General features: G+C 68.2%; 14 protein-coding genes. 4 read left to right on the forward strand and 10 right to left on the reverse strand.

Translation table 11 applies throughout. The annotated features are described in order from the left end of the window. Positions 1–60: 60 nt before the first annotated feature. The 7 genes from J7D54_RS08810 to J7D54_RS08840 are packed head-to-tail and all read right to left on the reverse strand — an operon-like array spanning position 61 to position 7,019. Positions 61–2,817 carry an RNA helicase gene (locus J7D54_RS08810; RefSeq protein ID WP_182763552.1) on the reverse strand — a complete coding sequence of 919 codons (2,757 nt, stop codon included), beginning with the start codon at positions 2,815–2,817 and terminating at the stop codon, positions 61–63. Between the two features lie 59 nt (positions 2,818–2,876). Continuing rightward, on the reverse strand, positions 2,877–3,800 hold the full coding sequence (locus J7D54_RS08815; protein WP_182763553.1) for a diacylglycerol kinase family protein: 924 nt from the start codon (positions 3,798–3,800) through the stop codon (positions 2,877–2,879). Next, complete coding sequence (tatC, locus tag J7D54_RS08820; RefSeq protein ID WP_182763554.1) at positions 3,797–4,666, reverse strand: twin-arginine translocase subunit TatC; 870 nt, start codon at positions 4,664–4,666, stop codon at positions 3,797–3,799. The genes J7D54_RS08815 and tatC overlap by 4 nt, the downstream gene beginning before the upstream one ends. Positions 4,667–4,668: 2 nt before the next feature. Next, positions 4,669–4,911 (reverse strand): twin-arginine translocase TatA/TatE family subunit, encoded by a 243-nt coding sequence (locus J7D54_RS08825; RefSeq protein ID WP_076058441.1) that lies wholly within the window; start codon positions 4,909–4,911, stop codon positions 4,669–4,671. A gap of 50 nt (positions 4,912–4,961) precedes the next feature. Then, a complete protein-coding gene (locus tag J7D54_RS08830; RefSeq protein ID WP_182763555.1) occupies positions 4,962–5,147 on the reverse strand; it encodes a hypothetical protein in 186 nt (61 codons plus the stop codon). 10 nt (positions 5,148–5,157) lie between these two features. Continuing rightward, a complete protein-coding gene (locus J7D54_RS08835; protein WP_182763556.1) occupies positions 5,158–6,090 on the reverse strand; it encodes a YafY family protein in 933 nt (310 codons plus the stop codon). Beyond that, a complete protein-coding gene (locus J7D54_RS08840) occupies positions 6,087–7,019 on the reverse strand; it encodes a YafY family protein (protein ID WP_182763557.1) in 933 nt (310 codons plus the stop codon). Before J7D54_RS08840 ends, J7D54_RS08835 begins: the two co-directional genes overlap by 4 nt. 42 nt (positions 7,020–7,061) lie before the next feature. Here J7D54_RS08840 and gluQRS point away from each other — a divergent pair, with 42 nt between their 5' ends. Beyond that, entirely contained in the window at positions 7,062–7,976 is a 915-nt protein-coding gene (gene gluQRS, locus J7D54_RS08845; protein ID WP_182763558.1) for a tRNA glutamyl-Q(34) synthetase GluQRS, read from the forward strand. Here gluQRS and J7D54_RS08850 read toward each other — a convergent pair. Then, complete coding sequence (locus J7D54_RS08850) at positions 7,973–9,010, reverse strand: FKBP-type peptidyl-prolyl cis-trans isomerase (protein WP_182763559.1); 1,038 nt, start codon at positions 9,008–9,010, stop codon at positions 7,973–7,975. The genes gluQRS and J7D54_RS08850 overlap by 4 nt on opposite strands. A gap of 69 nt (positions 9,011–9,079) precedes the next feature. Here J7D54_RS08850 and J7D54_RS08855 point away from each other — a divergent pair, with 69 nt between their 5' ends. The 3 genes from J7D54_RS08855 to J7D54_RS08865 are packed head-to-tail and all read left to right on the forward strand — an operon-like array spanning position 9,080 to position 11,565. Further along, positions 9,080–9,991 carry an AEC family transporter gene (locus J7D54_RS08855; protein WP_182763560.1) on the forward strand — a complete coding sequence of 304 codons (912 nt, stop codon included), beginning with the start codon at positions 9,080–9,082 and terminating at the stop codon, positions 9,989–9,991. Between the two features lie 48 nt (positions 9,992–10,039). Next, a complete protein-coding gene (locus J7D54_RS08860; protein WP_245243928.1) occupies positions 10,040–10,522 on the forward strand; it encodes a DedA family protein in 483 nt (160 codons plus the stop codon). Positions 10,523–10,527: 5 nt separating this feature from the next. After that, positions 10,528–11,565 carry a magnesium and cobalt transport protein CorA gene (locus J7D54_RS08865; protein WP_182763561.1) on the forward strand — a complete coding sequence of 346 codons (1,038 nt, stop codon included), beginning with the start codon at positions 10,528–10,530 and terminating at the stop codon, positions 11,563–11,565. Here the strand turns inward: J7D54_RS08865 and ilvD are convergent. Then, positions 11,560–13,413, reverse strand: a complete 1,854-nt coding sequence (gene ilvD, locus J7D54_RS08870) for a dihydroxy-acid dehydratase (protein WP_182763562.1) — start codon at positions 13,411–13,413, stop codon at positions 11,560–11,562. The two genes, J7D54_RS08865 and ilvD, sit on opposite strands and share 6 nt — an antisense overlap. 165 nt (positions 13,414–13,578) lie before the next feature. After that, positions 13,579–15,786, reverse strand: coding sequence for a 1,3-beta-galactosyl-N-acetylhexosamine phosphorylase (gnpA, locus tag J7D54_RS08875; RefSeq protein WP_182763563.1), 2,208 nt, complete (start codon positions 15,784–15,786; stop codon positions 13,579–13,581). Between the last annotated feature and the right edge of the window lie 57 nt (positions 15,787–15,843).

Raw genomic sequence — 15,843 nt, forward strand, 5'->3', positions numbered from 1 at the left:
GAAATCCTACTGTTCTCTCGCCGGACACACGCTCGCTCCCACGGACGCAGGGGGACGCGGTCAGTCCTCCGTCAGGTCCGTGGCGACCACCCCGCGTCTCATCGAATCCGCCACTGCGTGGCAGGTACGACGCAGGTCACCGGGACCGACGGCGGTGGCCAACTGGCCCGCAAGGTCCACGACCTGGCGCACCCAGCGCACGAAGTCACCGGCCGACAGGCTGGTGGTGGCGAGCACCTTCGAGAGGTCCTGGCCGGACGACCAACGCCACGCGGCCTCGGCGAACCCGATGTCCGGCTCCCTGCCCCGGTCACGCTTGTGCTGGCGCTCCAGCCTGCCCACCTCTCGCCACACGTCACGCAGCGCGGACTGCGCGCGCTCCGACTCGGCGTCCGGCATGCGCGGCAGCACGGCGTCGCGCGTGGGCCGCGACTCGTAGACCAGCGTTGACAGCACCGCGGCCAACTGGGGAGGGGTGAGCCCGGCGAAGACGTCACGGCGGATGCATTCGGCCGCGACGAGATCGAGTTCGTTGTAGATGCGGCGCAGCATGCGTCCGGCATCCGTGAGCGAGTCGTCGTCGAGATAGCCCAGTTCCTCGAGCACCGCCAGCACGCGCTCGAACTGCACCGCCAACGAATTCGCGCGGCCGGTGATCTGTGACTCGATCCGCTCCGCCTCACGCTCCAGCCGGATGACGCGCGCAGCCTCGACGGCATGGATCTCCCGATCCGGGCACTCGTGGCAGGGATGGGCCTTGAGTTCGCCGCGCAGCTGCCGGATCTCGCGCTGCACCTGGTCGTCGGACGGCGGCGCGGTGTCTGGGATCTCAGGGTCTGCGGAGGCGATCTTGCTGCTCATGGCCGACAGCAGAGAACGCCTGTCCGCGCGGTCACGCACCGAGAAGTTGCGTGGCACGCGCACCCGGCCGACCGGCTGGACCGGGCCGCGGAGGTCGTGGGCCTGCAGCTTGAGGACCGTGTGATCGCCGGAGATGATCTGCGCCCAGGGCTCGGCCTGCCGACCCTGCTGCCCCACTCGCAACACCACGGACCACCCCTGGCGGGGTACGTGCACGATGTCCCCGGGCATCAGCGTGGTCAGCGAGTGCCCGACGAGCTCCGACTGCTCAGCCTTGCGCGCCTTCGACGACACCGCCTCCAGCCGGGAGATCTCGTCGCGCAGCCGCGCGTAGCTCATGAAGTCGCCCAGGTGACACTCCACCGCCTCGCGTGCGACGACGAGATCGGCCCGCGTCGAGCGGGAGGTGCGGGTGGCCTTCACCACCGACTTGTCCGTCTGGAACTGCGCGAACGACTGGTTGAGCAGGTCGCTGGCCCGTTCACGGCCCAGCGTGGCCATGAGGTTCACGGCCATGTTGTAAGTGGGGGCGAAGCTGGACACCAGCGGATACGTGCGTCGCGAGGCGAGGCCGGCGACCGCACGCGGGTCCATGCCGGACTGCCACAGCACGACGGCGTGGCCCTCGACGTCGATGCCGCGTCGGCCGGCACGCCCGGTCAGCTGGGTGTACTCCCCCGGCGTGATGTCGACGTGCGACTCGCCGTTGTACTTCACCAGCTTCTCGATGATCACGGTGCGCGCCGGCATGTTGATGCCCAGCGCGAGCGTCTCCGTGGCGAAGACCAGCTTGAGGGCACCCGTGGCGAAACCCTCTTCGACGATCGCCTTGTAGGCGGGCAACTGGCCGGCATGGTGCGCGGCCACCCCCGCCATCAACGCCTCCCGGAACCGGTCGTAGCCCAGCGCGTCCAGGTCCGCCCACGACAGCCCCTTGACGTGCTTGTCGGCGATGTCGCCGAGCAGCGCAGCCTCGGACCGGTTCGTCAGCGTGATGCCGGCGTCGAAGACCTGGCCGACCGCCGCGTCGCAGCCGACCCTGGAGAAGATGAAACAGATGCCCGGCAGCAGCTGCGCCCTGTCCAGCACGACGGCGACCTCGCCGCGGCTCGTGCGGTGCTCGCGGAAGCGCTCGTGTGCGGCGCCACCGTACCTGCCCGAACCCTGCGTCACCTCACGCTTGCCCCGCCCGGACCTGCCGCGCGGCCTGCGGGCGTCGTCGCGCACCTTGGTGGCCTCACCCTTCGAGACCCTCAGCAGCTCACGGTTGACCTTCGACGCGCGCGCCTCCGGCAGTTCCTGTGCAGTGGGGGCCACCCCTTCGAACAGGTCCATCAGCTTGCGGCCCACCAACACGTGCTGGAACAGCGGGACCGGCCGCCGCTCGGACACGACGATGGAGAACTCACCGCGCACGGTGCGGAGCCACTCGCCGAAGTCCTCCACGTTGCTCACCGTGGCCGACAGCGCCACGATCTGCACCGAATCCGACAGGCCGAGGATGACCTCTTCCCACACCGCGCCGCGGAACCGGTCCGCCAGGTAGTGCACCTCGTCCATCACGACGAAGCCGAGGTTGGCCAAGGTCGGGGAGCCCGCGTAGATCATGTTGCGCAGCACCTCTGTGGTCATCACCACGATCTGCGCCTCAGAGTTGATGGAGGTGTCGCCCGTCAGCAGACCCACCCGGTCTGACCCGTAGCGCTCCACCAGGTCGTGGTACTTCTGGTTCGAGAGCGCCTTGATGGGCGTGGTGTAGAAGCACTTGCGGGAGGTCTCAACCGCGAGGAAGACCGCGAACTCGCCCACGACGGTCTTGCCGGCGCCGGTGGGGGCGGCCACGAGGACGCCGCGGCCCTCCGCCAGCTCGCGGCATCCGTCGAGTTGGTAGTCGTCGAGCTGGTACGGGTAGAGCGCACTGAACTCGGAGAGTTGGTCGAGAACGTTGTCCGTCATTTGCGGATCACGTTACCGCACACGTTTGGGCAGGATGGGGACCTCGGGGGCGCGGAGCCTCAGCCCGCGTCCCCGACGATGACCTTCAGGCAGCCAGGGACGCAGGTCACGGTGGCGGGCACGTCGCCCATCTCCTCGCCGTCGCCCATCAGGAACAGACCGTCACCGTCCACCTCGACGGTGTGCGCACGGAGGCGCTCCACCACCGGGTCCGTGACGAAACCACCCGTGTAGACCGAGGGCAGGAGGCGCAACAGCTTGCCGCGTGACGCCTCATGGATGATCGTGACATCGAGCATGCCGTCGGCGACGTCCGCGTCCGGCGCGATCTGCATGCCGCCGCCGAACACCGCGGTGTTCGCGACCGCCACCATCATGGCCCGCAGTTCGCGGGGCTGGCCGTCGATGACCAGGCGGTACTCCAGGGGCGCGAAGGAGGCCAGCTCCCGCAGCGCGATCCAGCCGTAGCTCAGCGCCCCGAAGCGCAGCCGGATGTCGTTGGTGGCACGGTTGACCCGCGCGTCGTAGCCGCTGGAGACGACCGCGCCGACGAAACGCGCGCCGGAGTCGTTGGTGAGCTTGCTGAGGTCCATCACGCGGACGACGCCGGCCACGACGGCCTCCACGGACTGCCGGATGGATTTGGGGATACCCGCGCCGCGGGCGAAATCGTTGCCGGTGCCGGCGGGGATGACCGCGAGCGTCGCATCGGTTTCCGCGCAGGCGTTGAGGCCCAGATGGGCCATGCCGTCGCCACCCATGACCGCAACCACGTCGCCGGGACGGGCCTGCAGGGCGAGCGAACGCGTCAGGTCCCGGGCCTGGTCGTAAGACGTGGAGGTGACGATGTGCAGGTCTGCGCCGGTGAGGCCGTCGCGCAACTGGCGGGCGACGCCGGGAAGGGCACGGCCGGCACGACCGCCGCCGGAGGCTTCGTTGCACACGACGCTGACGAGGCGGCGTTTGGCAATCTCACCGGTCACTTGCCGTCTTCCAGGTCGATCGCGTATTCGGCGACCGTTTCCTCGGTGATGCCCTTGCGCTTGTCTGAAATCCGGCAGATCAGCTCCGCGATCAGGAACATGCCGGACACCGGCAGCGCCAGTGACAGCATCGAGAAGGGATCTGTGGTGGGCGTGGCCACTGCCGCGAGTACGACGCTGCCGAACATCACGAACTTGCGGGCTCTCTTGAGCTGGTAGCCGCGCACGACGTTGGCCATGTTCAGCGCCACGACGACCACGGGCAGCAGGAAGCTCAGGCCGAAGACCAGAATGATCTGGATCTCCATCTTGAGGAACTCCGCCATGTCCTGCATGTTGGTGATGCCCATGTCCTGTGGCGTGAAGCTCAACAGCACCTCAATGCCCTTGGGCCAGATGTAGTAACCGAGTGCGCACCCGCCGAGGAACAGCGGAGTGGCAGCGCCGATGAACCCGATCGCGTACTTCTTCTCCTTGGCCACCAGGCCGGGGGCTACGAAGGCCCACAGCTGGTAGACCCAGATGGGGGTGGACAGGATGATGCCGGCCACCACGCACAGCACCACGGCGAAGGTGAAGGAACTGGTCACGCCGTTGTTGACCACCATGAGGCTGGCTCCGGGCCGGGCCTCTTCGAGGGCGGTGCGGGCCCGGTTCCAGGGCGCCATGATCAGCAGCACCAGCTGCTTGTAGAAGATGATCGAGAAGGAACCGGCGAGGACGATCGCGATGGCGGCAATGGTGACCCGGTAGCGGAGTTCCCGCAGGTGGTCCCAGATTGACATCGTCCCGCCGGGGCCACCCTTCGGTGGCCGCAGCCAGGCGAACCGGCCCTCGGTGGCTGGCTCAGCAGTTGCGGCCGACATGATCAGCTTTCGCGCGGCTTCCGGTCGTGATCGATCTCAGGCTGGACGATCTCGGCGTCGACGACCTCGTCGTGACGCGTTGCACCACCCTCGCCCTCGACACCCTTGACCTCTTCCTTGAATTCGCGGATGGAGCGTCCCATGCCCTTACCGACACCGGCAAGACGCGAGCCGCCGAAAAGCAGCAGCGCGACAACGAGAATGATCACCCATTCCCAGCCGCCCATGAACAACAACGTAGGCATTGGTCCCTTTCTTAGGCGACGGGAGGCGTCGCCTGTTCTGCCCTCACAGTCTAGTCGCGCTGCGCAGGGGTTCTCTCAAGCTGACCGAGCAGCGTGCGCAGTTCGGCGCGCCGCTCGTTCAACACGGTGATCTCGGCCTTGACGTCTGAGGCCTTGTGCCCCAGCGACACGGCGTGGATGACCAGCGCCACCACACCTGCAACGGCGAGCGCGCCGACAACAACAACCCAGATCACGGGCGAAATGCTACCGGACGACCTCGGGATATCCAGCAAGGGCCCTGCCTGCCTTCACCTTGGCCGCCTGGGCGACCCTGTCGTCGGACACGTCCAGCACCGCGCCGCCGAGGCGCAGGATGAGCGAAACGGCCCAGTCGTGCGAGGCGACGGGGAACGTGACGGCCACCCTGTCACCCAGATCCTCGACGCCCACCGTCGGGAAGTACTCGGCGATCCAGCGGGCCGAGGGCTGCACCGTCAGCGTCAGCCGGTCGGGCACGTCGTCGAACCAGCCGTCCGGGGGTGCCCCGTGGTCGCCGGCCGCCTCGTCGAGCACCTCGACGGCGACGACCCGGTCCAACCGGTAGCTGCGCCAGGCCTCGCGTGACCTGCTCCACGCGTCGAGATAGGTGTAGCCGTCCACCAGGTTCAGCCTGGCGGGCTCGACCACGGCAGTGGTGGTCCCCTGCCTGCCGGTGGTGCGGTACTCCAGCTGCACTGCGCGTCGCTGTTCGACGGCTCGGCTCAGCGCCGCGCGCCGCTGCGGATCCGTCGACTCCACGGCCACGCTGACGTGGGCGTCGGCCTCCCCCACGGCCGCCTCCAGCTTCTTCAGCGCGCTCGCTGCCGCGTCGGACCTGCCCGCGACGTCGACGACGAGCCGCAGTGCGGCCAACAGGCCCGCGGCCTCCGCCGGGCGCAACCGCAGCGGCCGGGCCAGGACGTCAGCGTTGCGGAAGTCGATGTGTCCCTCCTCGCGCACCACGTCGATGTCGACGTCGAAGAGGTCGTCGAAGTACCCGCCCGGAAGGCCGCAGAACTGCAGCACCTCGAGGTCCCTGATCACCTGACGCGGCGTCACGCCGAACTCCTCAGCCACCTTCGCCACCTCGATACCGGGGTGGGCGGACAGGTACGGCACCAACCGCAGGAGCCGCGCGAGCTGTTCCTCGGACCTCACGATGCCACCGCCCGCAGTCGCTCGATCACGGCGGCGCGGAGCTCCGGCGGGTCGAGGAGGATCATGTCTGGCCCCGCCGCGGCCACCTCGCCGACGATCGCGTCGTCGGTGGAGAGGCTGACCCGGTAGGCGGTGTAGCCCTCGGGGACTCCCGCGTGGGCCACGGCCTCCGGGTGGGGGAAGTCGTGCGGGGCGCCTTCGCGCACTGCCACGACTGCGGTGCTGGCGCCGGGCGGCGCGAGCCGTTGGGCGCGCTCCCCCACGTCATCAGGCACGCTGTAGGCTCCCGCCTTGCCGTGGGCCACGGCCTCGCCGGTGAAGCGCGACAATTTGAAGAAGCGGTCCGCCTGGCGGTCCGGATCGAACCCGAACACATACCAGTGGCCGCGGCGCTGCAGCATCTTCCAGGGCTGCAGCCGACGCTCCTCCCCTGCATAGCTGAACGTCACCTCGACGCGACGCAGGATGGCGTCGTAGAGCACGTCGAAGCTCGGCTCTGCCACGGCCAGGAGCGGGCGCATCCGGGGCACCAGGGTGGGGTCCGGTGCAGCGCCGCCGGCACGCAGCGCCTCGAAGGCCTGGGCCGTGTGGTCCGCCGCCACCGTGTCCTGCCAGACCTGACCGGCGAGGCCGAGCGCGGAGAGTTCCTCGGGCGTGAAATCCAGCGGCGGGAGTTCGAACTCGGACCGGTTGATCCGGTACCCCTCCTCGTCGTCGAAGAACGGATCGTTGGAGCCGGTTTCGATCAGCACCCCGATGTTGCGCAGTTCTTCCTTGTCACGCTCGAACTGGCGTTCAAAGGCGCTGTCGCTCGCGGAGAGCCGGTAGCCCTCAACCGTCTCACGCAGTTCCTGTTTGGTCAGGAACCGACGGGTGCTGAGCAGCGCTATGAGCAGGTTGACAAGCCGCTCCGATTTCCTCGCTGACATGCGGCTCAGGGTACCGGGTGCGGAGGCGGCATCATGGACCCCATGCCACATATCGACCGATACGCGCCGAGCCCGACCTCGGACCTCCACCTGGGGAACCTGCGCACCGCCCTGGCCGGTTGGCTGCTCACCCGTTCCGTGGGCGGCCGGTGGCTGATGCGCGTCGAGGACCTGGATGCGGAACGGGTGCGGGCCGCCGACGGCGTGGAGTCGCGGAACCTGGCAGACCTGCTGGCCCTGGGGTTGGAATGGGACGGCGAGGTGGTACGCCAGTCCGAGCGGGTGGACCTGTACCGCGATGCCGTGCACAGCCTGCCCACCTACGAATGTTTCTGCAGTCGCCGGGAGATCGCCGAGGCTGCCTCCGCACCGCACGACGGGTACCGCGCCTACCCCGGCACCTGCCGGCGGCTGACCGCCTGGGAACGCGCCGAGCGCCGCGCCACCCGCAGGCCCGCCCTGCGGGTGGATTCCGGGGGCGCCACGTTCACCGTCGAGGATGTGCACGCAGGCCGGGTGGAGGGCGTCGTCGACGACTTCGTGCTGGTGCGCGGTGACGGCGCCTTCGCCTACAACCTGGCGGTGGTGGTCGACGACCTCGGGATGGGGGTCACCCACATCACCAGGGGCGACGACCTCCTCAGCTCGGCGCCCCGGCAGGCGTGGCTCACCCGCCAACTCGGCGGCACGCCGGCCACGTACGCGCATATCGGGCTGGTGGTCAACGAGGAGGGGCGACGGCTCGCCAAGCGCGACGGTGCGGTCACCCTCGCCGACCTGGCCCCGCTCAAACCCGCAGACGTTCTGGCGCGGCTCAGCAGCTCGCTCGGGCTCGGTCCCTGCCGGACAACAGAAGAAGCGCTGGCCGCCATGCCGGGCGATCAGCGCTTCTTCTCGGGTGCCGTGTTGCGGTCCTCCGACCGGGCCTTGGCGCCCGGCGAGGCCGTGGCGGACTAGTTCTGCACGTCCAGGATGTCGATCACGTAGACCAGCGTCTGGCCGGCCTCGAGCGGCGGGGTGGCCTCCGGGAGGCCGTCGGGGAACGCCAGCGCGGGCGGCACGACGAGCAGCACGCGGGAGCCGGCCGTCTTGCCGACGAGGCCCTGCTTCCAGCCCTCGATGAGGCTGGAGAGCTTGCCCGACTGCGGCGCCCAGGCGTCCTGCCAGATGGTGCCGTCGGCATAGTTGAACGCGCGGTACTGGACCTGGACGGTGGACTCTGCGGTGATGGCGGCACCCGGGCCCGTGATCAGCGCCTGGGCGCGCAGCTCTGTGGGAGCCGCAACTCCGGCCGGGACGGCGATCTCGGGCTTGCCGTCCTTCATCGTGACGGTGGGCATGCCCTCGGCCGGGGGAACCTCTTCGCCCACGGCCTCGGAGAAGTTCGACGAGATGATGTCGACGAGGAAGACCAACGACGTGCCTGCTTCGATGCCGGCGCCGGGGTTGCCCTCGCCGTAGCCGTCCTCGGGGACCATGCCGATCAGCACGCGGGAGCCGACCTTCTGGCCGGACAGCCCCTTCTGGAACCCGGGCACGACCTGCTCGAGCGAGAAGGTGGCGGGCTCGCCGCGCTCGTAGGAGCTGTCGAACACCTCACCGGTGGTGCCGTTGACGCCCATGTAGTTGATGGTGACCACCGACGTGTCGGTGAGCGTCTGCGCGCTCTCACCCTCCTTCAGCACGTCCGCCTGGGTCTTCTCGATGCCCCACGGCGCGGGGACCTTGACCTCGGGGACCTCGCCGTCGACGACCTCGACGGCGCTCAGGTCCGCGGAGGGGGTGATGGTGGGCTTGGGGCTCTCTTCGGCGCTCGGTGATGCCTCGACGCTCGGCGACGCCTCCGCATTCGGCTCAGCGGAGACCGACGCCGATGGCGACACCTCCGGCTCAGTGGTGGGGTCGTCGGAGCCACAGGCGGACAGGGTGATCAGCGAGGCGATACCGACGGCGGCCAGCATGCGACGCAGCGTTTTGGCGGAGAAAGTCACGGGGGAATCGTAGCCGACCCCGACAGGACCTCTGAAACCACGGCGAAGCCTGGGCGTAGTCTTCTGCGCATGTGGGCGGCGCTGCAGGGATTCACGACGATCGGCATCGTCGTCGCCGTCGGATATCTGCTCGCCCGCACCCGGGTCACCGGCCGCTCGGCGCAGAAGGTGCTGGGCGACGTGGCGTTCTACGTGGGCCAGCCCGCCCTGGTGTTGGTGGCCGTGGCGGGGGCGGATCTCGACCTGCTGATCGGCCCCCACGTGCTGGCCTTCGGGCTGGCCTGTGTCCTCACCGGCCTGGCGTTCTCCGTCACGATGGTGCGACGGTGGGGCGCCACCCGTGCGGAGGGTGCCCTCGCATATCTGGCCACGAGCTACGTCAACGCCGGCAACCTGGGCATCTCCATCGCCGCCTACGTGCTGGGCGACGCAGCGTGGGCGGCTCCCGCGATGCTGCTCCAGGTGCTGATCCTGCAACCCACTGCGGTGGCGGTGCTCGAGTCGACGCCGGCGGGCCGTGGCCGTTCGGTGGTCCGCAGCTTCCTCACCCATCCCCTGGTACTGGGGGGAGTCATCGGCCTGGCGCTGAACCTCAGTGCTGGGCAACCACCCATCGTTCTCTGGGATCCCCTGGTGCTGATGGCAGAGCTGGGTATTCCGGCCATGCTGCTGGCCTTCGGCATGTCGTTCCACTCCACTCCCCTGCCCGCCCTGAACAGGCTTCCCCGGCTGACCGTGGCCGCCATCGCGACGAAGTCTTTCGTGGTGCCGGGGGTGGCGCTCGGCCTGTCCCTGCTGTTCGGCCTCACCGGCACGCCGCTACGCGCCGCCGTCGTCCTGGCTGCGCTACCCACGGCCCAGGTCGTCTTCGTGCACGCCATGCGTTACCGCACCGCCCTCCCGCTGGTGCAGGCGACAACCCTGTGGACCACTCTGCTGAGCGTGCCGGTGATCGTGGCCGCCGGTGCCTTCCTCAACTGAACAGATACACTGGCGGAGCCTCATCCCCCTCGCAGCACCAGGAGAGCCGTGTTTGATCCCACCACCTGGGACGCCCCCTTAGCGGTCGTGGTGATGGCGCTCTTCGGGATCGTGATGCTGCGGGCCAACGCCACCTACTGGTTGGGGCGCGGCGTCGCCGCAGGGGCCCGGCGGACGCGGCTCGCCAAGCTGATGGAGTCGCGGCACTACGCCACGGGGGCCCTCTGGCTGAACCGGTGGGGCGCTCCCGCGGTGTCCATCTCGTTCCTGACCATCGGGATCCAGACCATGGTCAACCTGGCCGCGGGTGTCACGCGGATGCCGTTGCGTCGCTACCTGCCCGCCGTCACCATCGGCTGCATCATGTGGGCCTTCCTGTACGGCACCATCGGCATGATCGGCTTCAAGGCGATCGGGATCCTCTGGACCCGTTCCCCCTGGCTCGTGCTGGCCGTGGCTCTCGTGGCCGCCGCGCTGGTCATCTGGATCGTGCGTCGACGCGACGTCGCCCCCGACGCTGCGACACACTAGGGGCCATGACCCAGCCGCGCCCCACCTCGATCGTCGATGCCGGCTTCTACGTCGACGGGCGGCGGATCGCGTCGCCCACCACGTTCGACCAGAGCTTCAACCTGCTCGACGAGCACGCCGACGGTTTCGTGTGGATCGGCCTGTACCGGCCCACCCACGCTGAGATGGCCCTGTTGGCCGAAGAGTTCAAGCTGAGCCCCCTGCTGGTCGAAGACACCATCACCGCACATCAGCGGCCCAAGTTCGAGCGATACGGCGACACACTGTTCCTCGTGCTCCACGCCGCGAGGTACGTGGACCGCACCGAGACGGTGGATTTCGGCGAGGTGCACGCCATCGCCGGCGACCGTTTCGTCATCACGGTGCGCCACTCAGAGACACCTGACCTCACAGTTGTCCGGCGCGACCTCGAATCGGCGCCGGAGACCCTGGGGATCGGGCCCAGCGTGGTGCTGGAGCAGCTCCTCGACAACATCGTCGACGATTACGGTCCGGTGGTGCTCGGCATCGAGAACGACATCGATGAGATCGAAACCCAGGTGTTCAGCGGGTCGGCCCGGGTGTCGCGCCGCATCTACCAGTTGTCACGCGAGGTGATGGTCCTCCAGCGCGCGGTACGCCCCCTGAAACCCATCCTCGACTCCGTGCGCCGCGACAGGGTGTTCCTGATGGCCGGCGAGCACCGTCGGCAGGAACTGCGCGACATCGAGGATCACGCCATCCACATCACCGAGCACGTCGAGGTGCTCCGCGAGACGCTGAAGGGCACCCTGGACCTCAACATATCGCTGCAGACGCAGCGGCAGAACGAGGAGGCCAGGAACATGACCTCGGCCAGCCTGAAGCAGACAGAGGACTCACGACGCATCGCGGCATGGGCCGGTGTGCTGTTCGTACCCAGCCTGGTGACGGGCACCTACGGGATGAACTTCCACAACATGCCCGAACTGGACTGGCCGTTCGGCTACCCCTTCGCCCTGCTCCTCATGGTGGGCACGGGCGTCGCGATGTACCTGGTCTTCAAGTCCAAGAAGTGGTTATAAGGCCTGGTTGAGCTTGCGCGCTGCGCCCTTGTCGGCCGACTGCGCGAGCATCCCGTAGATCTTCAAGGCCGTCGACACCGCACGCCGGCGCTGTTGCGTCGGCTGCCACCCCTTCGCGTCACGCGCGGCGCGCCGGGCGGCGAGGGTCTCGTCGTCGACCTCGAGGTGCAGCGAGCGGTCCGGGATCGAGATGGTGATCTTGTCGCCGTCCTCGATCAGCCCGATGGCGCCGCCGCTGGCGGCCTCCGGCGACACGTGCCCGATCGAGAGGCCCGAGGAGCCGCCGGAGAAGCGGCCGTCGGTGATCAGCGCACACTGCTGGCCGAGGCCGAGCGCCTTGAGGTAGGACGTGGGGTACAGCATCTCCTGCATGCCGGGACCGCCCTTGGGTCCTTCGTAGCGGACGATGACGATGTCGCCGGGCTTGACCACCTTGCCCAGGATGGCCTCCACAGCCGCGTCCTGCGACTCCGTGACCACCGCGGTGCCGGTGAAGTGCCACTGCGATTCCGGCACGCCGGCGGTCTTGACGATGGCGCCGTCGGGCGCGAGGTTGCCGGTGAGCACCGCCAGTCCGCCGTCGACCGTGTAGGGGTTGGCGGTGGAGCGGATGCACCCGTTGTCGGAATCGGTGTCCAGGCTCTCCCACCGGTTGGTGCTGGAGAACGCCTCGGTGGTGCGGACCCCGCCGGGAGCCGCGTGGAACAGCTCGATGGCCTCCGGCTTCGTCTTGCCGCTGCGGATGTCCCAGTCGTCGAGCCACTGCTGGAGCGTCGGGGTGTGCACGGAGGTGACCGCTTCGTTGAGCTTGCCGCCGCGGTGCAGTTCGCCCAGGATCGCCGGCACGCCGCCGGCGCGGTGCACGTCCTCCATGTAGTAACGCTCGGAGTTGGGCGCCACCTTGGCCAGGCACGGGGTGACCCGCGAGATCGCGTCGATGTCGGCCATGGTGAAGTCGACGTCGCCCTCCTGGGCCGCGGCGAGCAGGTGCAGCACGGTGTTGGTGGAGCCGCCCATGGCGACGTCGAGCTTGATGGCGTTCTCGAACGCGGGCTTCTGGGCGATGGACCTGGGCAGCACCGAGTCGTCGTCGTCCCCGTAGTACCGCTTGCACAGGTCGACGATGAGGCGCCCGGCCTCCTGGAACAGGCCCTTGCGCGCCGCCGCGGTGGCCAGCGTGGAGCCGTTGCCCGGCAGTGCGAGGCCGATGGCCTCGAGCAGGCAGTTCATCGAGTTGGCCGTGAACATGCCGGAGCAGGAGCCACATGTGGGGCAGGCGTTCTCTTCGATCCGGCCCAGTTCGGCGTCGCTGACGTTGGGGTCCACCGCAGCGACCATGGCGTTGACCAGGTCCAGCGAGCTCTCGACGGTACCGCCGTCCTTGATGACGGCCTTGCCAGCCTCCATGGGGCCGCCGGAGACGAACACTGTGGGGATGTTCAACCGCAGGGCGGCCAGGAACATGCCGGGTGTGATCTTGTCGCAGTTGGAGATGCACACCATGGCGTCGGCGCAGTGCGCATTGACCATGTACTCGACGGAGTCGGCGATCAGCTCGCGGCTCGGCAGCGAGTAGAGCATGCCGTCGTGGCCCATGGCGATGCCGTCGTCGACGGCGATGGTGTTGAACTCGCGGCCCACGCCGCCCGCTTCCGCGATGGACTCGGAGACGAGCTTGCCCATGTCCCGCAGGTGCACGTGGCCCGGCACGAACTGGGTGAACGAGTTGACCACCGCGATGATCGGCTTGCCCCAGTCGTTGTCCGTGACGCCGGTAGCACGCCAGAGCGCGCGGGCGCCTGCCATGTTGCGGCCGTGGGTGGTGGTGCGGGAGCGGAGCGCCGGCATGGTGTGGATACCTCCAAGGGATTTGTGCTCACAACACAATAGCGGCCCGCTCCGCGGGCTCAGCTCGCTGTACGTACCGTGAGCAATTGGATGGGGTCGTCGGGCGACACGCCGGGAAAACGGCTCGGAACCACACGTGACCCCACCCAATTGCTCATGACCCACTCAGGCGAGGTCGATCCAGCGCGACTCCATCGGCTCGAGGTCCAACTGCAGCGCAGTGACGTCGCCGTCGGAGACAAGGCCACCCACGCGGCCGGACACCGCTGTCGACGTCGCGACGGTGAGGTTGTTCATGACGAAGGCCCTGCCTGCGTCGGGGAACACCGCAATCTCGACCCCGGGGTTCGACGGGATCCAGTGGGCGTCGAAGTCGTCCTCGCGGCCGGCGGCCCAGTAGATGGCGCGGTGCAGCAACCGGGCGTTGTCGTGGCTGTAGGGCAGCCCAGCGGCGTAGACGGCCCGGCCGTTGCCGGTCTCCTTGGCCGCCAGGTCGACGGACTTATCGGTGAGGCGCAGGATCCGGGTGTCGTCGTTCAGGGCGAAGATGTCGCCGGCCCCTTCGCCCACGTCGACCTTGGTGGAGTCGTCGAGGTGGGCCGTGATGAAGTGCTGGGGCTTCTCCACCGGGTACCGGTCCGTCGACTGGCTGAGCCCCAGTTCCTTGTCGACGCCGAAAACGTCGGACAGCTGGAAGAAGGCCCCGTTGGCCAGCACCGCGGTCGGTTCACCCACACCGATGAGGCCGCCGCCCTGGTGGACGAACCGGCGCAGCGCCACGGCCAGCGACTCGTCGAGCCATTCGCTGCCGCCCGAGAACGCCGTCTCCGCGGCGCCGACGTTCAGCACCACGTCGAGGTCGGCCAGCTTGCCGTCGCGGGCCTCATCGAAGCTGACGAACTTCAGGTCGAACGGGAGCCCGGCGAGGGCCTCCATGACGCCGAGGTAGGAGTAGATCTGCTTGTACCAGAGCGCGTGCGCCACCATGTGCGTCTGCCAGGTGCGCAGGCTCCCCCAGGCGTTGAGCACGCCGATGCGGATGGGCGCGTTCTGGGGACGCTTGCCCTGTCCCTCGTCGTGGATGGAGCGGAACTCGTTGCAGATCTGTTCGATCCGCGCCATGAAGTCCGGGAACTGCACCGCCAGCGACAGGTAGCCGCCGTATCCGATGCGGTCCAGCGGCGTGCGCGCGATGGCGCGTCGGGCCAGCAGCCAGCTGTCGTTGGCCTCCCCGAGGGGGTCGCCGCCCGGGCGGAACACGTCGGGGAAGAAGTACGGGAGGAACCTGCCCTCGGTGAACTTCACGCCCGGGATGTCCGAGATCATGCGGCACGTGACAGAGGATCCGACCGAGCCCACGACACCGTCGATCCCGGTGCCGGAGAACAGCTCACCGTACGGTTCGGTGCCCATCCAGTTGTCGCCGAGGAACATGAGGGCTTCCTTGCCGTACTCGTGCACGATGTCGACGAGTTCCTTGACGCGGGAGCAGACGAAGCGGGTGGTGAACTCGATCCAATCGCGGAACACCTTCGACGGCACCCGGAAGGGCGAGTTGTAGTAGCCCTGGTCGATGAAGTCCTCGGCGCGCAACCGGTAGCCGTACTCCTCCTCGAAGGCCTCCATCGCCATGGGATTGACGGAGGTGGAGTAGCCGAACCAGTCGACGTACTTCTCCTTGCCGAGGTCGTTGAAGACGAGCGTGAAGTGATAGAAGAACGTGGTGAAGCGCACCACGTCGACCTCCGTGCGCTCCTCACACCACTGGCGCAGGGACGACTTCATGAACTCCCACGCGGCGGGGTGCCGGGCGTCGTAGCCGACCTCCCGCACGCGTGAATCGTCGTCCCACCAGTTGTTGGTGATGTAGTTGTACATCTGCGTGGAGTCCCAGACCTGCCAGGCCAGGAAGTTCACCGTGTACACGTGGAAGGGCACAGGCTCAGCGACGGTGACGGACACGTCGGTTCCCTGCCCCTCGACAGTCCAGCCGTCCACCGGCACGACCTCGCCGGTGGTGCGGTCGATGACCTCCCACCAGCGCTGCACATTTCCCTGGTCCGGCTCGACCTGGAGCTCGTAGTAGCCCTTCATGATGTCGATGGACAGCGGACCCTCGGCCGGAGCGGCCACGCGCTCACTCATCAGATAGAAGCGTGGGCGGGCGTCGAGGTTGGCTTCGGCAAACGCCTGCTGACCGCGTGCCGGGAAATACGTCTCGTAGACCTTCACCCCCAACTGGGGTGTGATCTCAGGCAGCCAGGTCCCGTCCGAGTTGCGCACGGCGTCGGCGCCGAGCCGTGCCAGAATGCCGGGCAACTGGTCGTCCATGCCCTGTTCGATCGGGAGGGTCACTCGCCCCTTTGCGTTCATGCAGAGTCCTTCGCAGATGTGTTGGTAAAGCGGTGTAGGTCGGAGACGAGTCTGGCA

This window comes from Tessaracoccus sp. MC1865 (assembly GCF_017815535.1).
GTDB lineage: Bacteria > Actinomycetota > Actinomycetes > Propionibacteriales > Propionibacteriaceae > Arachnia.